Below are 16,145 nucleotides of genomic sequence, written 5' to 3'. Positions count from 1 at the left end.
GCCATGACAGCACTCACCACCACTCAACAAGGCGCCGTGCTGACGCTGACGCTCAGCCGCCCCGACGTTCGCAATGCCTTCAACGATGAGGTGATTGCCGAAATCACCGCCGCCTTCCAGGATGCCGCCAGCCGCGCCGACGTGCGCGCGGTGGTGCTGGCCGCCGAGGGCCCGGCCTTTTGCGCCGGCGCCGACCTGAACTGGATGCGCCGCATGGCCGACTACAGCCGCGCCGAAAACCTGGCCGACGCGGCGCAGTTGGCCGAGATGCTGCGCGTGATGTATGAATGCCCCAAGCCCACCATTGCCCGCATCCAGGGCGATGTGTACGCCGGCGGCATGGGGCTGGTGGCGGCCTGCGACATGGCCGTCAGCGTGGACACGGCCAACTACTGCCTGAGCGAGGTCAAGCTGGGGCTGATTCCGGCGACCATCAGCCCTTATGTGATTCGCGCCATGGGCGCGCGCGCGGCGCACCGCTACTTTTTGACCGCCGAGCGCTTTGATGCGAAGGAAGCGCAGCGCATAGGTTTCGTGCATGAGGTGGTCAGCGCCGACCAGCTCGATGCCAAGGTGGCAGAGCTGACGAACGCCCTGGTCAACGCCAGCCCCAACGCCGTGCGCAGCTGCAAGATGCTGGTGCAGGAAGTGGCTGGCCGCGACATCGATGTAACCCTCATAGGTCGCACCGTCGAAGGCATTGCCGACATTCGCACCAGCAGCGAAGGCCGGGAAGGCGTGCAGTCCTTTCTGCAAAAGCGCAAGCCGTCCTGGCTGGGAGGCTGAAGTGAGCCCGCACATGAGCGCCGCGCCGGGCCGCAGCGTATTACACGAAGTGTTCTCGGAGAGCGGCGTAGCCAAAAGCGTGGGGGCTTTATGAACACACTCGATACCGCGCAGCTGATTGCCCTGGCCGGCGCTTTGGGTTGGGCCAGCGGCGTTCGTTTGTACCTGGTGGTTTTTCTGACCGGGCTGGCGGGTTATCTGGGCTGGATTCCCTTGCCCCAAGGCCTGCATCTGCTAGCCAACCCGGTGGTGTTGGGCGCCAGCGGTTTCATGGTGTTTGTCGAGTTTTTTGCCGACAAGATTCCGGGTTTGGATTCGCTGTGGGATGTGGTTCATACCGTGATTCGCGTGCCTGCCGGCGCGGCGCTGGCGGCCGGTGTGTTTGGTGCCGACAGCAGCGCGATGGGGCTGGTGGCCGCCTTGGTTGGTGGCACGCTGGCCGCGACCAGCCATGCCGCCAAGGCCACGACCCGCGCCGCCATCAATACCTCGCCCGAGCCCTTTACCAATGTCGGCACCTCTCTGGTTGAAGACAGCCTGGTTCCGGCCGGCCTGTGGCTGGCGCTGGCTCATCCCCTGATTTTTATTCCCCTGCTGGTCGTGATGCTGGTGCTCAGTGTCTGGCTGATCCGTGTTTGCTGGCGCTTTTTGAAACAGCTTTTTACCCGCGTGGCGCGCATTTTCAGCGGCAAGTCCGATCCAGGCCTGTCGCCCGCTTTTACCCTGAAGTCCCCTTTTTCAAAGAATGACAAACATGTTTAAAAAAATACTGATTGCAAACAGGGGCGAGATCGCTTGCCGTGTCGCCGCCACGGCCCGCCGCATGGCCATCAAAACCGTTGCCGTGTATTCGGATGCCGATGTCAACGCCAAGCATGTGAGTTTCTGCGATGAAGCCATTCACATAGGCGGCAGCGCGCCCAAGGACAGTTATTTGCGCTGGGAAAAAATCATCGCGGCGGCCAAAGCCAGCGGTGCCGAGGCAATTCACCCCGGCTACGGTTTTTTGAGCGAGAACGAGGAGTTTGCCCAGGCCTGCCTTGATGCCGGGTTGGTCTTCATAGGCCCGCCGGCCTCCGCCATCAAGGCCATGGGCCTGAAGGCCGAGTCCAAGCAATTGATGGAAAAAGCCGGTGTGCCGTTGGTGCCTGGCTATCACGGCAGTGACCAGTCACCGGCACTGTTGCAGCGCGAGGCCGATCGCATCGGTTATCCGGTATTGATCAAGGCCAGCGCCGGCGGCGGCGGCAAGGGCATGCGTGCGGTGGACAAGTCAGAAGACTTCGCGGCCGCGCTGGCCTCGTGCCAACGCGAAGCCATCAACAGCTTTGGCAACGACAAGGTGCTGGTCGAAAAGTACGCGCAGCGCCCGCGGCACATCGAAATCCAGGTGTTTGGCGACACGCTGGGCAACTATGTTTATCTGTTTGAGCGCGACTGCTCGGTGCAGCGGCGCCACCAGAAGGTGCTGGAGGAAGCGCCAGCACCTGGCATGAGCCAGGCCATGCGCCAGCAGATGGGCGAGGCCGCCGTGGCAGCGGCGCGCGCCGTCAACTACGTGGGTGCCGGCACGGTGGAATTCATCGTTGAGCAGCGCGAAGGCGGAGCCATGAATTTCTTTTTCATGGAGATGAATACAAGGCTGCAGGTCGAGCATCCCGTGACCGAAGCCATCACCGGGCTGGACCTGGTGGAATGGCAATTGCGCGTGGCCAGTGGCGAGGCGCTGCCTTTGAAGCAGGAGCAGCTGTCTATCCAAGGCCACGCCATAGAGGCGCGTATCTGCGCCGAAAGCCCGGACAACAATTTTCTACCCGCCACCGGTACGCTGCATGTCTACCAGAAGCCGTCCTGCGCCACGTTTGAACGGGGCACGGTACGTATTGATGATGGCGTGCGCGAAGGTGACACCATCTCGCCCTTCTACGACTCCATGGTGGCCAAGCTCATCGTGCATGGACAGACGCGTGAAGAGGCGCTGGCCAGGCTTGACGAGGCGCTGGCGCAAACCCGCATTGTTGGCCTGAGCACCAACGTGCAGTTTTTGCGCCATGTGGTTCGCAGCCCCTCGTTTGCCCAGGCCAATCTGGACACGGCGCTGATTCAGCGCGAAGAGGCGCTGCTCTTCAAGCAGGAGACTATTGGCCTGCCGCTGGCGGCAGCCAGTGCCATTGCGCAGACGCTGCTGAACGAAAAGGCCAGAGAAGGCACAGACCCTTTCAGTCGCCGCGACGGCTGGCAAACGCATGGTGTCACGGTCCGGCCTTTTGAGTTTGAATTCCGGGGCGAGTCGGCCAAGGCGGCATTGACTTATCGGCATGACGGCACTTTGCAATTGCAGGTTGGCGAGCTGTCTGGGCCCTTGGTTTTCTCCAGAGGCGAGCAGGGCATTGATATCGAGTTTGCCGGCCAGCGCCTGACGGCGGCGGTTTTTACCCAAGGCGAGGTGGATCACGTGTTTGCGGCACGCGGCGCGACGCAGATCACGGCGATTGACTTGCTGGCGCATGCGGGCGAAACCCAGGCCGAGGGCGGCCGCCTGACGGCGCCCATGCCGGGCAAGGTGGTTTCCTTTGCCGTCAAGGCGGGCGACAAGGTTAGCAAGGGCCAGCCGCTGGCGGTGATGGAGGCCATGAAAATGGAGCACACCATCGCGGCGCCTGCCGACGGCGTGGTACTGGAGTTGCTCTACGCGCCTGGCGACCAAGTGACGGAAGGTTCCGAGTTGTTGAAAATAGGCGCTTGAACTTCTCAGGATCGAATGGAATGAATATTAGTTTTTGTTGTACCGATACCAAAGCCCAGCCCTGGCTGGAGGGCTTGCGCGCCGCACTGCCCGGCGCGACGGTAGAACCCTGGTCTGAAGGGGCCGCGCCTGCAGACTACGCGGTGGTCTGGACGCCGCCCCAGGCGTTTTTTGACGAGCAGACCCGGCTCAAGGGTGTTTTCAACATAGGCGCAGGCGTCGATGCCTTGATGAAGTTGCGCTTGCCGGCCGGTGTGCCGGTGGTGCGGCTGGATGACGCCGGCATGTCGGTGCAAATGGCCGAATATGTTTCTCATGCAGTGATTCGCCATTTCCGTGAGTTCGATGGCTACGACGCTGATGTTGCCCAGGGTCAGTGGTCCTACCGCAAGCCGCGAATGCGCACGGACTACCCCATCGGCGTGATGGGCCTGGGCGTGCTGGGCGAACGCGTGAGCCAGACTTTGGCCCAGTTTGACTTTCCTGTGTTGGGCTGGAGCCGTTCGCCCAAAGCCATAGACGGCGTGCAGTGCTTTTCGGGTGACGATGGCTTCAAGGAATTTCTGGCCGCGACCCGCATTCTGGTGTGCCTGCTGCCGCTGACGCCGGACACCGAAAACATCATGCGGCATGACACGCTGTCCCGCCTGCTGCCGGGGGCTTATGTCATCAACGTGGCGCGCGGCCGCCATCTGGTCGACGATGACTTGCTGGCGCTGCTGGACAACGGCCATGTGGCGGGCGCCATGCTGGATGTGTTTCGCACCGAGCCCTTGCCAGCGGCCCATCCTTTCTGGGCCCATCCAAAAATTACCGTGACGCCGCATACCTCGGCCCGCACGCTGCGCGAGGAAAGCATTGCGCAGATCGCCGGGAAAATCCGGGCGCTTCAAGATGGCGCAGCCCTTGCCAGCATCGCCGGTGTGGTTGACTTGAAACAAGGATACTGATGTTGAACTCACGGTCGTTCGCTTCGCGTAACTCCCTTCCCCCCGAGGGGGCCGCTGCGCCTGCGGCCCGGCGAAGCCGGTTCCGCGGCCCCTGCTTGCTTGACAACCGCTCACCGGCTCGCGACCACCCTATCTCCTGAAGGATGCCCATGAAACTTCCCTCCAAAGTCAAGCTCGTTGATGTCGGCCCCAGAGACGGTTTGCAGAACGAGAAAGACCCTGTCCCCGCCGCCGTCAAAATCGAACTGGTGCATCGCCTGCAGGATGCCGGTCTGCTAGATATCGAAGTCACCAGTTTTGTCTCGCCCAAATGGGTGCCGCAGATGGCCGACAACGCCGAGGTCATGGCCGGTATCCAGCGCAAACCTGGCGTGCGCTACTCCGTGCTCACGCCCAATATACAAGGCTTTGAGGCCGCGATCGCTCCGGATCGTGCGCTGTGGCCCGACGAGATCGTGGTCTTTGGCGCGGCCAGCGAGGCTTTCAGCCAGCGCAACATCAATTGCTCGATTGCCGAAAGCATTGAGCGCTTCCGGCCGGTGGTGGCGGCTGCCCGGAGCAACAACATTTATGTGCGCGGCGCCATTTCATGCACCGTCGGCTGTCCTTACGAGGGTGAGATCGCACCCGAGAGGGTCGAGCTGGTGGCGCGCCTGATGAAGGAAATTGGTGTGCAGCATGTCGGCGTGGCCGATACGATTGGCGTGGGCACGCCGCTCAAGGTGCAGCGCGCCATGGAAGCGGCGCTCAAGCATTACGACCTCAATGACGTCTCCGGTCATTTCCACGACACCTATGGACAGGCGCTGGCCAACACCTTGGCCAGTTTGCAGATGGGCGTGTGGCAATTTGACGCCTCATCCGCCGGACTGGGCGGCTGTCCCTATGCCAAGGGGGCGACCGGAAACGTGGCCACCGAGGACGTGGTCTATCTGCTGCACGGCATGGGAATAGACACCGGTATTGATCTGGAAAAATTGATAGACGCTGGAAAATTCATCAGCGATTTTCTGCAGCGCAAACCCAACTCCCGGGCCGCGACGGCCTTGCTCAACAAAAGGATGGATTGATGAGCGCTGTAAGCAAAGCGATAAGCGGAATGACAATTTTCCGCCGGGCCGCCCCAAGGAAAATTAGCCTCCTCGGTGGGCAGCGTCTGACACGAAGTGAAAAGCCTGGGGGTCTTAACCGTGTGCGGGGCTGAGTTGAAGAGCTTGCCTGAAGGTGTGCAGCGTGTCGCCGCTGTATTGCAGGCCAAGGGCCACGCCCACGCGCCCGTCATGCTCGATGACGCCGCGCGCACGGCACAGCAGGCGGCGGACGTGCTGGGTGTCGCCGTGGGCCAGATTGCCAAAAGCATTATTTTTCGCCGCAAGTCCGATGACGCGGCGGTGCTGGTCGTCACGTCCGGTGACCAGCGGGTGGATGAGAAAAAAGTCGAGGCCCTGGTCTGCCTTGACGGCAAGCGGCTGGGCCGGGCCGATGCGGAGTTTGTCAAAGCCCGTACCGGTTTTTCGATAGGTGGTGTGTCGCCGCTGGCCCATGTCACGCCTTCGGTCACGCTGATTGACGAGTCGCTGTTTCGCTTTGACGAAATATGGGCCGCGGCCGGGCATCCGCATGGGGTGTTCCAGCTGTCGCCGCGGCAGCTGCAAACCCTGACGGGCGCGCCTGTGGCCGATCTGGCGCTGGCTGTCGATGAGGAAAAACTCGCTCTGCAACGCGCCATCAGCCTGGTCACGCTACGCGCCCGTACGCTGGACGCTGAGGCCGATGTGCCATCACCCTGCATTTCAATTTGCCGCATGAGCGCCACGACGGGGCTGTGCGAGGGCTGCTTTCGTACCCGTGACGAGATCGCGATTTGGAGCCGGGCCGATGACGCCAGCAAGCGGAAAATCTGGCAAGTCATTGAGCAGCGCATGGCTGCATTGAAGGAGTGACAAGCATGGGGAAGCAGCCACCGGCAAGCTCGGCATTGGCCGGCGAGCTGAAGCACATCACGTTTTATCTTGACTTCATATCGCCCTATGCCTATCTCGCGTTTGAGCACCTGCCTGAAGCCTTGAAGGGGCTGAGCTACAGCGTCAGCTATAAGCCGCTGCTGTTTGCCGGCATGCTTAAACATTTTGGCCAACTGGGACCGGCCGAGATCGTGCCCAAGCGCGACTGGACTTACCGCCATGTGTTGTGGCTTGCTCACCAGCAGGGCATTCCCCTGCAGATGCCGGCCAGTCACCCATTCAATCCCTTGCCCTTGTTGCGGCTGGCGCTGGCCTGCAGCCAAGAGGCAATGCCTGGATCACCCAACCGCTATGTCTGCGAAAGCATTTTTCGCCATGTCTGGCGGGGCGGCGCCGAAGCCGCCGATGCCCAGCGTCTTGAATCACTGATGCAGAAGCTGGCCCCAGCACGCGACTTGCAAAGCGATGAAGTGAAGGCGCAGCTGAAAAAAAATACCGAAGAGGCCATAGCGCTCGGCGCTTTTGGCGTGCCTTTTTTTGCGGTCGATGACAAACATTTTTGGGGCCTGGATTCCTTGCCCATGCTGCGGGCCTACCTGCTTGGCGATGCCTGGTTTGACGGCCCTGACTGGCAGGTCGTAGCCCAGGTGGGCACGGGCGCTCAGCGGACCTGAGGCTTTTTTTTGCCGCTTGTTGCAGCGGAGTGCACCTGCCTTGGTGCGCCCGAACAGAAAATTTCCTAAGGAATTTCCCTCGGTTTATGAGCCTTGAAAATGCGGGCAGGGGCAGTCTGCGGCCCCGATTTATTGCAATGGAAAAAAATGACTAAGGGTTAATGCCTGGTTTGTAAGCTGACATTCAGTTTTGCGTCAGCTGCTGTTGGCTGAGTGTCAGAACCGGGTCAGCACCGGCCGGGATAGTGAGGCTTATCACCTGTTCTGGGTGGTCAAGCTAAATTAACGAAGGAGACATTGACATGGCCATTGCAGTCGATAACAGACCCATGACAGCGGAGCAGAAGAAAGTGATCTTCGCCTCCTCGCTAGGCACCGTATTTGAATGGTACGACTTTTACCTTTACGGCTCACTGGCGGCGATTATTGCCAAGCAGTTCTTTAGCGGACTGGACTCCGGCTCAGCCTTCATTTTTGCGCTGTTGGCTTTTGCTGCCGGCTTTATCGTTCGACCCTTTGGCGCACTCGTGTTCGGGCGCCTGGGCGACATGATTGGCCGTAAATACACTTTCCTGGTCACCATCGTGATCATGGGCTTGTCGACCTTCATCGTCGGCCTGCTGCCAAGCTACGCCTCCATCGGCGTGGCAGCGCCGGTGATCCTGATCGCTTTGCGCATGTTGCAAGGTTTGGCATTGGGCGGTGAATACGGTGGGGCGGCAGTTTACGTCGCGGAGCACGCTCCTCACGGTAAGCGCGGTGCTTACACCTCCTGGATTCAGACCACGGCCACGCTGGGCCTGTTTCTGAGCCTGCTGGTCATTCTGGGTGTGCGTACCGCCATCGGCGAGGCTGCTTTTGCCGACTGGGGCTGGCGCATTCCATTCATCGTGTCCATCTTGCTGCTGGCGGTGTCGGTGTACATCCGCTTGTCCATGAATGAGTCGCCGGCTTTCCAGAAAATGAAGGCTGAGGGCAAGACCTCCAAGGCGCCCTTGTCCGAATCTTTTGGTCAATGGAAAAACCTGAAGATCGTGATTCTGGCGCTGATCGGTTTGACCGCCGGCCAGGCTGTGGTCTGGTATTCGGGCCAGTTTTACGCATTGTTCTTCCTGACCCAGGCCCTCAAGGTGGACGGTCCTACGGCCAACATTCTGGTGGCCTACTCGCTGATTCTGGGTACGCCATTTTTCGTGGTGTTCGGCACACTGTCCGACAAGATCGGTCGCAAGCCCATCATCATGGCGGGTTGCCTGTTGGCCGTGCTGACCTACTTCCCGGTGTTTGGCGCGCTGACCAAGGCGGCCAATCCTGACCTGGCTGCGGCGCAGGCCAAGAACCAGGTGATCGTGACGGCTGATCCGAAAGAGTGCTCATTCCAGTTCAACCCAACCGGCACGTCCAAGTTCACCAGTTCTTGCGATATTGCCAAGCAGGTTTTGGCAGGAGCTTCGGTGAGTTATGACAACGTTGCTGCACCCGCCGGTACTGTGGCGACCATCAAGATTGGCGACACGGTCATTCCTGGCTACAGCGCCAAGGGCTTGAGCGCCGATGAGGCCAAGAAGAAAGATGCCGAGTTCAAGAAACTGGTGGCCGACGACCTGAAGATCGCCGGTTATCCGACCAAGGCCGACCCAGCCAAGATGGACAAAGTCATGGTGACGGCCATCCTGTTCTATCTGGTGTTGCTGGTCACCATGGTGTACGGCCCGATTGCCGCCATGCTGGTTGAATTGTTCCCGACCCGTATCCGCTACACCTCCATGAGCCTGCCGTATCACATCGGCAACGGCTGGTTTGGCGGCCTGCTGCCAACGACAGCCTTTGCCATCGTCGCGCAGACCGGCAATATGTACAACGGCTTGTGGTACCCCATCATCATTGCCGGCATCACCGTCGTGGTCGGTACCTTGTTCATCAAGGAAACCAAGGACGTCGACATCTACGCCAACGACTGATAAGTCATTTAGCGGAGGTAACGGCCCGATCCGGGCCTTGTGAGAGTTTTAGGGCCCTCGTCATCATGTGCCGAGGGCTTTTTTTTTTGGAGCAAGAAGATGTGGAAAATTGTTGTCGGATTCATCGCGTTTGCCGGGGTTGCGCTGTGGCTGTTGAGCAAGGGCGGCGATATTGATATGGGCGGTGAAAAGCATGGTGCTTTGCAGCTGAATGCGCCGGCTGTCGCCACTGTGGGTGTCGCATACGGCCCCGCGACCTGAGTCGGGGCGGGCGCCGGCCGGCGGCCTCTTTTTTTGTCATGCGTCTTGTGGCATTGCCTGGAATGAGTGCGATCGTGAAATGGGTTAAATTGGGGCTGGAGCGAAAAAACAAAAACCACAATCGTCTCTGAAAAACCACCTCATACCCTGAGGCCGCGCTGATAGTGCATTTCATGGAGACAAGCCAATGATTTTTTCCAAGACGGAGTTGGGCCAGGCCGCCTTGCAGAACCGCTCTATCGCACTAAGCCCCAGGCAGCGTTCGGCCTTCATCATGTTTGATGGCAAGCGCAGCACCGAAGACGTACTCAAGGCAACCGCCGGTTTGGGGGTGACGACGGATGATGTGAGCCACCTGGTGGCGCTGGGGCTGCTGGCGGACTCTGCCGCAGCGCTGCCTCAGCCAGCGTCCAGCCCCGCTGAAAGCATTGCAGCCCCAGCCCCGCAGAAAGATGCGCAGGCGCAATACTCAAAGGCTTATCCCATAGCCATCAGGCTTACCGCGGCGTTGGGCCTGCGTGGCTTTCGGCTCAATCTGGCGGTTGAAGCCGCCGGGGATGTTGCCAGGCTGCGGGATTTGGCGCCAAAAATCAAGGAAGCCGTTGGTGCCGAGAAATTCAAGGCGCTGGAAAGCGCTCTGTACGACTGAAATTCAGGCTTGCTGCCGGGTCGTCTTCAGACCGGCGCCACTATTCCCTTTTGCTTTGGACCGCTCCATGGCTTCCTTGGCCCGGGGCTGGGAGATGGCGCGCTTGTTGGGGAAAACTTGCGCCACGCTGGCGCCGCGCGCGTTCTCGCCCAGGGGCTTAACCCCCACACCTGGTAACCGTCGTGCTTCTGCCTAGAATGTTCGACTTCTTCAGGAAAGACCTTCACCGATGGCCCAGGGAATTATCCGCATTCGCGGCGCGCGTCAGCACAACCTCAAAAACCTGGACCTGGACATACGTACCGGCGAGATGACGGTGGTCACCGGGCCCAGCGGTTCGGGAAAATCCTCGCTGGTGTTCGACACCCTGTTTGCCGAGGGCCAGCGACGCTATGTCGAGACCTTCTCTGCCTATGCCCGGCAGTTTCTGGACCGCATGGACAAGCCGGCCGTGGACAAGGTCGAGGGCGTGCCGCCCGCCATTGCCATCGACCAGACCAACCCGGTGCGCAGCTCGCGCTCCACTGTGGGCACCATGACCGAGTTGAATGATCACCTGAAGCTGCTTTATGCGCGGGCGGCGCAGCTGTTTGACAAGCAGACGGCACAAGCGGTGCGGCATGACAGCCCAGAGTCCATCTACGCCGAGTTGATGGCGCGCACGGCCGCCAGTGATCCAAGAGTCGTGGTGACTTTTCCGGTCGAACTTCCCGGCAACACCAGCGAGGAGCAGATGGCGCAGTGGCTGTCGGCCAGCGGCTTCACGCGCATCCACGCGGAACGTGAAATCAGCACGCCGGTCGGGCCGCACAAGCTGCTGGATGTGGTAGCCGACCGCTTTCGTCTGCACAGCGCGGAAAAAGCGCGTGTCATTGAAGCCATTGAAACCGCGCTCAAACGCGGTGGCCGCTTGAATGTCTATGTGCAGCAAGGCGCCGACGGCGGCGGTGAGCCCGACGACATGTGGCGCTTCTCGACGGGCTTGCACAGTCCCGACAGCGACCTGCGCTACACCGAGCCCACGCCATCGCTGTTCTCCTTCAATTCGGCCATGGGGGCGTGTGAGACCTGCCGCGGCTTTGGCCGCGTCATTGGCGTCGACTACGGGCTGGTGATTCCCAATGACAAGCTCACCTTGCGTGCCGGTGCCGTCAAGCCCATGCAGACACCGGCCTGGAAGGAAGCGCAAGACGACCTGATGCGCCATGCCGAAGCTGCCGGTATTCCGCGCGACACGCCCTGGTACAAGCTCACGCCCGAGCAGCAAGGCTGGGTCATCAACGGCTCACCCAGCTGGAACGGCAAATGGAATCAGCACTGGTTCGGCATCAAGCGCTTCTTTGAGTATCTTGAAAGCAAGGCCTACAAGATGCACATCCGTGTGCTGCTGTCCAAGTACCGCAGCTACACGCCCTGCGAGACCTGCGGCAGCGCGCGCCTCAAGCTCGAACCCCTGCTCTGGCGCCTGGGCTCCAAAGATGCCGCCGATGCGGTGCTGCCGCCCGCGCAGCGTTTCATGCCGGTGGGCGTGCAATGGAGCCGTGCGCAACTCCAGGCTCTGCCAGGCTTGTGCGTGCATGACCTGATGCAACTGCCCATAGACAGACTGGCGAAATTTTTCGGCAGCCTGTCGCTCGATGTGATGGGTGAGGACGCGGAGAAGCAGGCCTTGAAATCGTTGTTCGAGGAAATCCGTACCCGCGTGAAATACCTCTGTGATGTCGGCATCGGCTATCTCACGCTGGACCGGCAAAGCCGCACGCTGTCGGGCGGCGAGGTGCAGCGCATCAACCTGACGACTGCGCTGGGAACCTCGCTGGTCAACACCTTGTTTGTGCTCGACGAGCCGTCCATAGGCCTGCACCCGCGCGACATGAACCGCATCACGCAGGCCATGCACAGGCTGCGCGACGCCGGCAACACGCTGGTGGTGGTCGAGCACGACCCGGCCGTGATGCTGGCCGCCGACCGCATGATAGACATGGGCCCTGGTCCGGGCGAGAAGGGCGGCCAGATCGTCTTTGACGGCACGCCCGACGACCTCAGGCATGCCGATACCTTGACCGGCGCCTACCTGGGCGCGCGCAAGCGGGTCGGCATGGGCTTGAAGCGGCCGGTGACCGACAGCACACCGCGCCTGATTCTGGAAGGCGCGCGCGACCACAACCTGAAGAATTTGACGGTGGAGTTTCCGCTGCAGCGCCTGGTCTGCGTCACCGGCGTCAGCGGCTCGGGTAAATCGACCTTGATGCAGGACATTCTTGCGCCGGCATTGCTGCGGCAGTTTGGCAAGGCCACCGAAACGCCGGGCGTGCATGACCGGCTGATGGGCGCAGACCACCTGACCGACGTGGTGTTTGTAGACCAGTCGCCGATAGGCAAGACCGCGCGTTCCAACCCGGCCAGCTATGTGGGCGCCTGGGATGCCTTGCGCGATCTGTTTGCGCTGGCGCCGCTGGCCAAACAGCGCAGCTATACCGCATCAAAGTTCAGTTTCAACAACGGCGACGGGCGTTGCCCGACCTGTGGCGGCTCCGGTTTCGAGCATGTGGAAATGCAGTTTCTCAGCGACGTCTATCTGCGCTGCCCCGACTGCGACGGCAAGCGCTATCGGCCCGAGATTCTGGAGGTCACCATCGAGCGCCAGGCCATAGGCCAGCTCAGGCCCAAGCTGCTCAATGTGTCCGACGTGCTCGACCTGACCGTCAGCGAAGCCGTGCAGCTGTTTGCGCAAGACCGCGAGGTGTTGCGGGCGCTGCAGCCGATCGTCGATGTGGGCCTGGAGTATGTGAAGCTGGGCCAGCCGGTTCCCACGCTGTCGGGCGGCGAGGCCCAGCGGCTCAAGCTGGCGGGCTTTCTGGCCGGCGCCAGCAAAACGGCTGGCAAAAGCCGCAGCGCCAACGGGCAGGCGCTGGCGCTCAAGTCGCCCAATCGCGGCACGCTGTTCCTGTTTGATGAGCCCACCACCGGGCTGCACTTTGACGATATTGCCAAGCTCATGCGGGCGCTGCGCAAGCTGCTGGAAGCCGGCAACTCGCTCATCATCATCGAGCACAACCTGGATGTGATCCGTTCGGCCGACTGGCTGATTGACCTGGGACCCGAGGGCGGTGAAGCCGGCGGCCTGCTGGTGGCTGAAGGGTCGCCCGAGGAGGTGCGCCAGCACCCGAGCTCGCACACGGCGCTGGCGCTGCGCGAGTACGAGCTGGCCATGGGCCAGACCTGTCAGGTTGAAGAGCAACGGCCCAAGGCCTGGAAGACCCGGCCCGCTTTTTCCAATCTGATCCAGATCGTCAACGCCAAGGAAAACAATCTCAAAAGCCTGTCGGTCGATATTCCGCGCGGCAAGTTCAATGTGGTGACCGGCGTGTCGGGCTCGGGCAAGTCCACGCTGGCCTTCGACATCTTGTTCAACGAAGGGCAGCGCCGCTATCTGGAGTCGCTCAATGCCTATGCGCGCAGCATTGTGCAGCCGGCCGGCCGGCCTGAAGTGGACGCGGTCTACGGCATTCCTCCGACGGTGGCCATTGAGCAGCGCCTGTCGCGCGGCGGCCGCAAGTCCACCGTCGGCACCACCACCGAGGTCTGGCACTTCCTGCGCCTCTTGTACGTCAAGCTGGGCATACAGCATTGCACCAAGGACGGCGCAGCCGTCATGCCGCAAAGCCTGGACGCCATTGCGGCGCAGCTGCTGAAAAACTATCGCGGCCAGCACATAGGCCTGCTGGCGCCGCTGGTGATCAATCGCAAGGGTGTTTACACCGAGCTGGCCGACTGGGCGCGGCCGCGTGGCTACAGCCATTTGCGCATCGACGGCGAGTTCTTGCCGACCACCGGCTTTCCGCGCATTGATCGCTTCAAGGAACATACGGTCGAGCTGCCGGTGGCCGACCTGCAGGTCACACCCGAGAACGAGGCCGCCTTGCGCCAGGCCCTGGCCACCGCGCTGGAGCATGGCAAGGGCGTGCTGCATGTGCTGGCGCCGCTGGACGGCCTGAAGGCCGCCATGCAAGACGGCCGCAGCACCCTGGGGATTGGCCGGCTTGAGGCCTTCTCGACCAAGCGGGCCTGCCCGGTCTGTGCCACCTCTTACCCCGAGCTGGACCCGCGCCTTTTCAGCTACAACAGCAAGCACGGCTGGTGCCCGGACTGCGTGGGCACGGGCGTCAAGCTCAGCAAGGAGCAGCGCAAGGTGTTTGACGATTCGGTGCTGGGCGCCGACGACAACAAGGGCCGCGAGCAGACTTTTGGCGAGCCGGAAACCGACGACATTCTGGATCAGGTCTGCCCGGGCTGCGCGGGCACCCGTCTCAATGGGCAGGCGCGCGCCGTCAAATTCGCGGGCGTCGGAATTGCCGACATTGCCCACCTGTCGGTGACCGACGTGCGCCGCTGGGTTGACCAGCTGGCGCTGGCCGGACGTGAGGCCGGCATTGCCCGCGACCTGATCCCGGAAATCAAGAGCCGGCTGGAGTTTTTGGAGGATGTCGGCCTGGGCTACCTCACGCTGGACCGCGGCGCGCCCACCCTGTCGGGCGGCGAGGCCCAGCGCATACGGCTGGCGGCGCAGTTGGGCTCCAATCTGCAAGGCGTTTGCTATGTGCTGGATGAGCCCACCATAGGCTTGCACCCGCGCGACAACCAGATTTTGCTCAGTGCCCTGGGCAAGCTGAGTGAGCGCGGCAACACCCTGGTGGTGGTGGAGCACGACGAAGACACGATTCGCCGCGCCGACAACATCATTGATATAGGCCCAGGCGCCGGCAAGCGCGGCGGCCAGCTGGTGGCGCAGGGCACGGCGGAGCATCTGGCCACGGTGGCCGATTCCCTGACCGGGCGATACCTGGCCAATCCCCTGATTCACCCCTTGCAGCTGCGCCGCGAAACCCGCAGCGGCGCTGCGCCCGCTGCCGTGCTGGCGGCAACGGTCGCCGCAGAGGTCAAAGCGCCGGGCAAGCAGAAGGCGGCGACGCTAAAGGCCCAGGCCCTGAAAGCAGCGGCCGCCAGCGCCAGTGCGCTGCACAACGCAGCGCCTACCGCCGCCAGCCCCTTCACCTCGTGGATGACGGTGGTCAAGGCCGATCTGCACAACCTGAAACAGGTGACTGTCACGGTGCCGCTGCATCGCCTGGTGGCGGTGACGGGGGTGTCGGGGTCAGGCAAGTCCACGCTGGCGCGCGACGTGCTGCTGAGCAATGTGCATGCCGGCGTCATGCTGCGCTCGACCAAGGCCGGGCGCGACGCGGACGAGGCGGGTCAGCACCCGGCCTGGACTGGCTGCGAACGCATAGAGGGCTACGAGCGCGTCGACCGCGTGCTTGAAGTCGACCAGACCCCTATAGGCAAGACACCTCGCTCCTGCCCGGCCACCTACATCGGTTTCTGGGACACGATTCGCAAGCTGTTTGCCGACACGCTGGAAGCCCGTGCGCGCGGCTACAGCGCCGGGCGTTTCAGTTTCAATACCGGCGAAGGTCGCTGCCCGACCTGCGAGGGCGCGGGCGTGCGCACCATAGGCATGAGCTTTTTGCCCGACGTGAAAGTGCTGTGCGAAACCTGCCACGGCGCGCGCTTCAATCCCGAAACGCTGGCCGTCACCTGGCGCGGCAAAAGCATTGGCGATGTGCTGAAAATGGAGGTCGATGAAGCCGTCGAGTTTTTCGCGTCCATGCCCAACATCGGCCATCCGCTGCAATTGCTCAAGGATGTCGGCCTGGGCTATCTCACGCTGGGCCAGCCCTCACCCACACTGAGTGGCGGCGAGGCGCAGCGCATCAAGCTGGTGACCGAGCTCAGCAAGGTGCGTGACGACATCACGCGGCGCGGCCAGAAAGCGCCGCACACGCTTTATGTGCTGGACGAACCCACGGTAGGTCTGCATATGGCCGACGTGGAAAAGCTGATCCATGTGCTGCACCGTCTCGTCAATGGCGGCCACAGTGTCATCGTCATCGAGCACGACCTGGACGTGATTGCCGAGGCCGACTGGGTGATTGATCTGGGGCCGGACGGCGGCAATGCCGGCGGCCAGGTGGTGGCCTCGGCGCCGCCGGAAGCGGTGGTGGCGCTGGGCACGCATACCGGGCGGGCGCTGGCGCCCGTGTTGAGCCGCAGCTGAGCTTGAGCCGCTCCCTGGGCCGCCAGCGCTGCGTTT

Annotated in this window: 12 protein-coding genes; 11 read left to right on the top strand and 1 reads right to left on the bottom strand. The window is 61.9% G+C overall.

Features of this window, described 5'->3' with window-relative positions; all coding sequences use genetic code 11:
• The first annotated feature begins 3 nt into the window (after window positions 1-3).
• From BM160_RS06800 to BM160_RS06760, 10 genes are all read left to right on the top strand, one after another.
• Window positions 4-786 carry an enoyl-CoA hydratase/isomerase family protein gene (locus tag BM160_RS06800; RefSeq protein ID WP_092002512.1) on the top strand — a complete coding sequence of 261 codons (783 nt, stop codon included), beginning with the start codon at window positions 4-6 and terminating at the stop codon, window positions 784-786.
• A 90-nt stretch (window positions 787-876) separates the two neighbouring features.
• On the top strand, window positions 877-1,548 hold the full coding sequence (locus BM160_RS06795; RefSeq protein ID WP_092002511.1) for a DUF4126 domain-containing protein: 672 nt from the start codon (window positions 877-879) through the stop codon (window positions 1,546-1,548).
• Window positions 1,541-3,532 carry an acetyl/propionyl/methylcrotonyl-CoA carboxylase subunit alpha gene (locus BM160_RS06790; protein WP_092002510.1) on the top strand — a complete coding sequence of 664 codons (1,992 nt, stop codon included), beginning with the start codon at window positions 1,541-1,543 and terminating at the stop codon, window positions 3,530-3,532. Before BM160_RS06795 ends, BM160_RS06790 begins: the two co-directional genes overlap by 8 nt.
• A 20-nt stretch (window positions 3,533-3,552) precedes the next feature.
• A complete protein-coding gene (locus BM160_RS06785; protein WP_092002509.1) occupies window positions 3,553-4,482 on the top strand; it encodes a 2-hydroxyacid dehydrogenase in 930 nt (309 codons plus the stop codon).
• Window positions 4,483-4,631: 149 nt separating this feature from the next.
• Window positions 4,632-5,552: a hydroxymethylglutaryl-CoA lyase gene (locus BM160_RS06780; RefSeq protein WP_092002507.1), complete on the top strand. Its 921-nt coding sequence runs from the start codon at window positions 4,632-4,634 to the stop codon at window positions 5,550-5,552.
• A gap of 135 nt (window positions 5,553-5,687) precedes the next feature.
• A complete protein-coding gene (locus BM160_RS06775; protein WP_255368704.1) occupies window positions 5,688-6,425 on the top strand; it encodes a YbaK/EbsC family protein in 738 nt (245 codons plus the stop codon).
• Window positions 6,426-6,472: 47 nt separating this feature from the next.
• Complete coding sequence (locus BM160_RS06770) at window positions 6,473-7,120, top strand: 2-hydroxychromene-2-carboxylate isomerase (RefSeq protein ID WP_092002649.1); 648 nt, start codon at window positions 6,473-6,475, stop codon at window positions 7,118-7,120.
• Window positions 7,121-7,422: 302 nt separating this feature from the next.
• Window positions 7,423-9,081 (top strand): MFS transporter, encoded by a 1,659-nt coding sequence (locus BM160_RS06765; protein WP_092002504.1) that lies wholly within the window; start codon window positions 7,423-7,425, stop codon window positions 9,079-9,081.
• 99 nt (window positions 9,082-9,180) lie between these two features.
• On the top strand, window positions 9,181-9,342 hold the full coding sequence (locus BM160_RS22555) for a hypothetical protein (protein ID WP_177218944.1): 162 nt from the start codon (window positions 9,181-9,183) through the stop codon (window positions 9,340-9,342).
• 187 nt (window positions 9,343-9,529) lie between these two features.
• Window positions 9,530-9,991: a hypothetical protein gene (locus BM160_RS06760; RefSeq protein ID WP_092002501.1), complete on the top strand. Its 462-nt coding sequence runs from the start codon at window positions 9,530-9,532 to the stop codon at window positions 9,989-9,991.
• Window positions 9,992-9,994: 3 nt separating this feature from the next.
• Here BM160_RS06760 and BM160_RS22550 read toward each other — a convergent pair whose 3' ends face one another.
• The gene (locus BM160_RS22550) at window positions 9,995-10,159 is read right to left on the bottom strand and encodes a hypothetical protein (protein WP_177218943.1); all 165 of its coding nucleotides are present in this window, start codon (window positions 10,157-10,159) and stop codon (window positions 9,995-9,997) included.
• A gap of 61 nt (window positions 10,160-10,220) precedes the next feature.
• On the opposite strand from BM160_RS22550, the gene uvrA reads away from it, so the two are divergent.
• A complete protein-coding gene (gene uvrA, locus BM160_RS06755) occupies window positions 10,221-16,109 on the top strand; it encodes an excinuclease ABC subunit UvrA (protein ID WP_092002498.1) in 5,889 nt (1,962 codons plus the stop codon).
• Window positions 16,110-16,145: the final 36 nt, after the last annotated feature.

It is taken from the genome of Polaromonas sp. OV174 (genome assembly GCF_900112285.1).
Taxonomy (GTDB): Bacteria; Pseudomonadota; Gammaproteobacteria; order Burkholderiales; family Burkholderiaceae_C; genus Polaromonas.
This window is presented reverse-complemented; position numbering and strand designations above follow the sequence as displayed.

Coding starts and splice junctions, on each gene's coding strand:
- BM160_RS06800 (WP_092002512.1), top strand. CDS start 4: ATGACAGCACTCACCACCACTCAACAAGGCGCCGTGCTGACGCTGACG.
- BM160_RS06795 (WP_092002511.1), top strand. CDS start 877: ATGAACACACTCGATACCGCGCAGCTGATTGCCCTGGCCGGCGCTTTG.
- BM160_RS06790 (WP_092002510.1), top strand. CDS start 1,541: ATGTTTAAAAAAATACTGATTGCAAACAGGGGCGAGATCGCTTGCCGT.
- BM160_RS06785 (WP_092002509.1), top strand. CDS start 3,553: ATGAATATTAGTTTTTGTTGTACCGATACCAAAGCCCAGCCCTGGCTG.
- BM160_RS06780 (WP_092002507.1), top strand. CDS start 4,632: ATGAAACTTCCCTCCAAAGTCAAGCTCGTTGATGTCGGCCCCAGAGAC.
- BM160_RS06765 (WP_092002504.1), top strand. CDS start 7,423: ATGGCCATTGCAGTCGATAACAGACCCATGACAGCGGAGCAGAAGAAA.
- BM160_RS22555 (WP_177218944.1), top strand. CDS start 9,181: ATGTGGAAAATTGTTGTCGGATTCATCGCGTTTGCCGGGGTTGCGCTG.
- BM160_RS06760 (WP_092002501.1), top strand. CDS start 9,530: ATGATTTTTTCCAAGACGGAGTTGGGCCAGGCCGCCTTGCAGAACCGC.
- uvrA (WP_092002498.1), top strand. CDS start 10,221: ATGGCCCAGGGAATTATCCGCATTCGCGGCGCGCGTCAGCACAACCTC.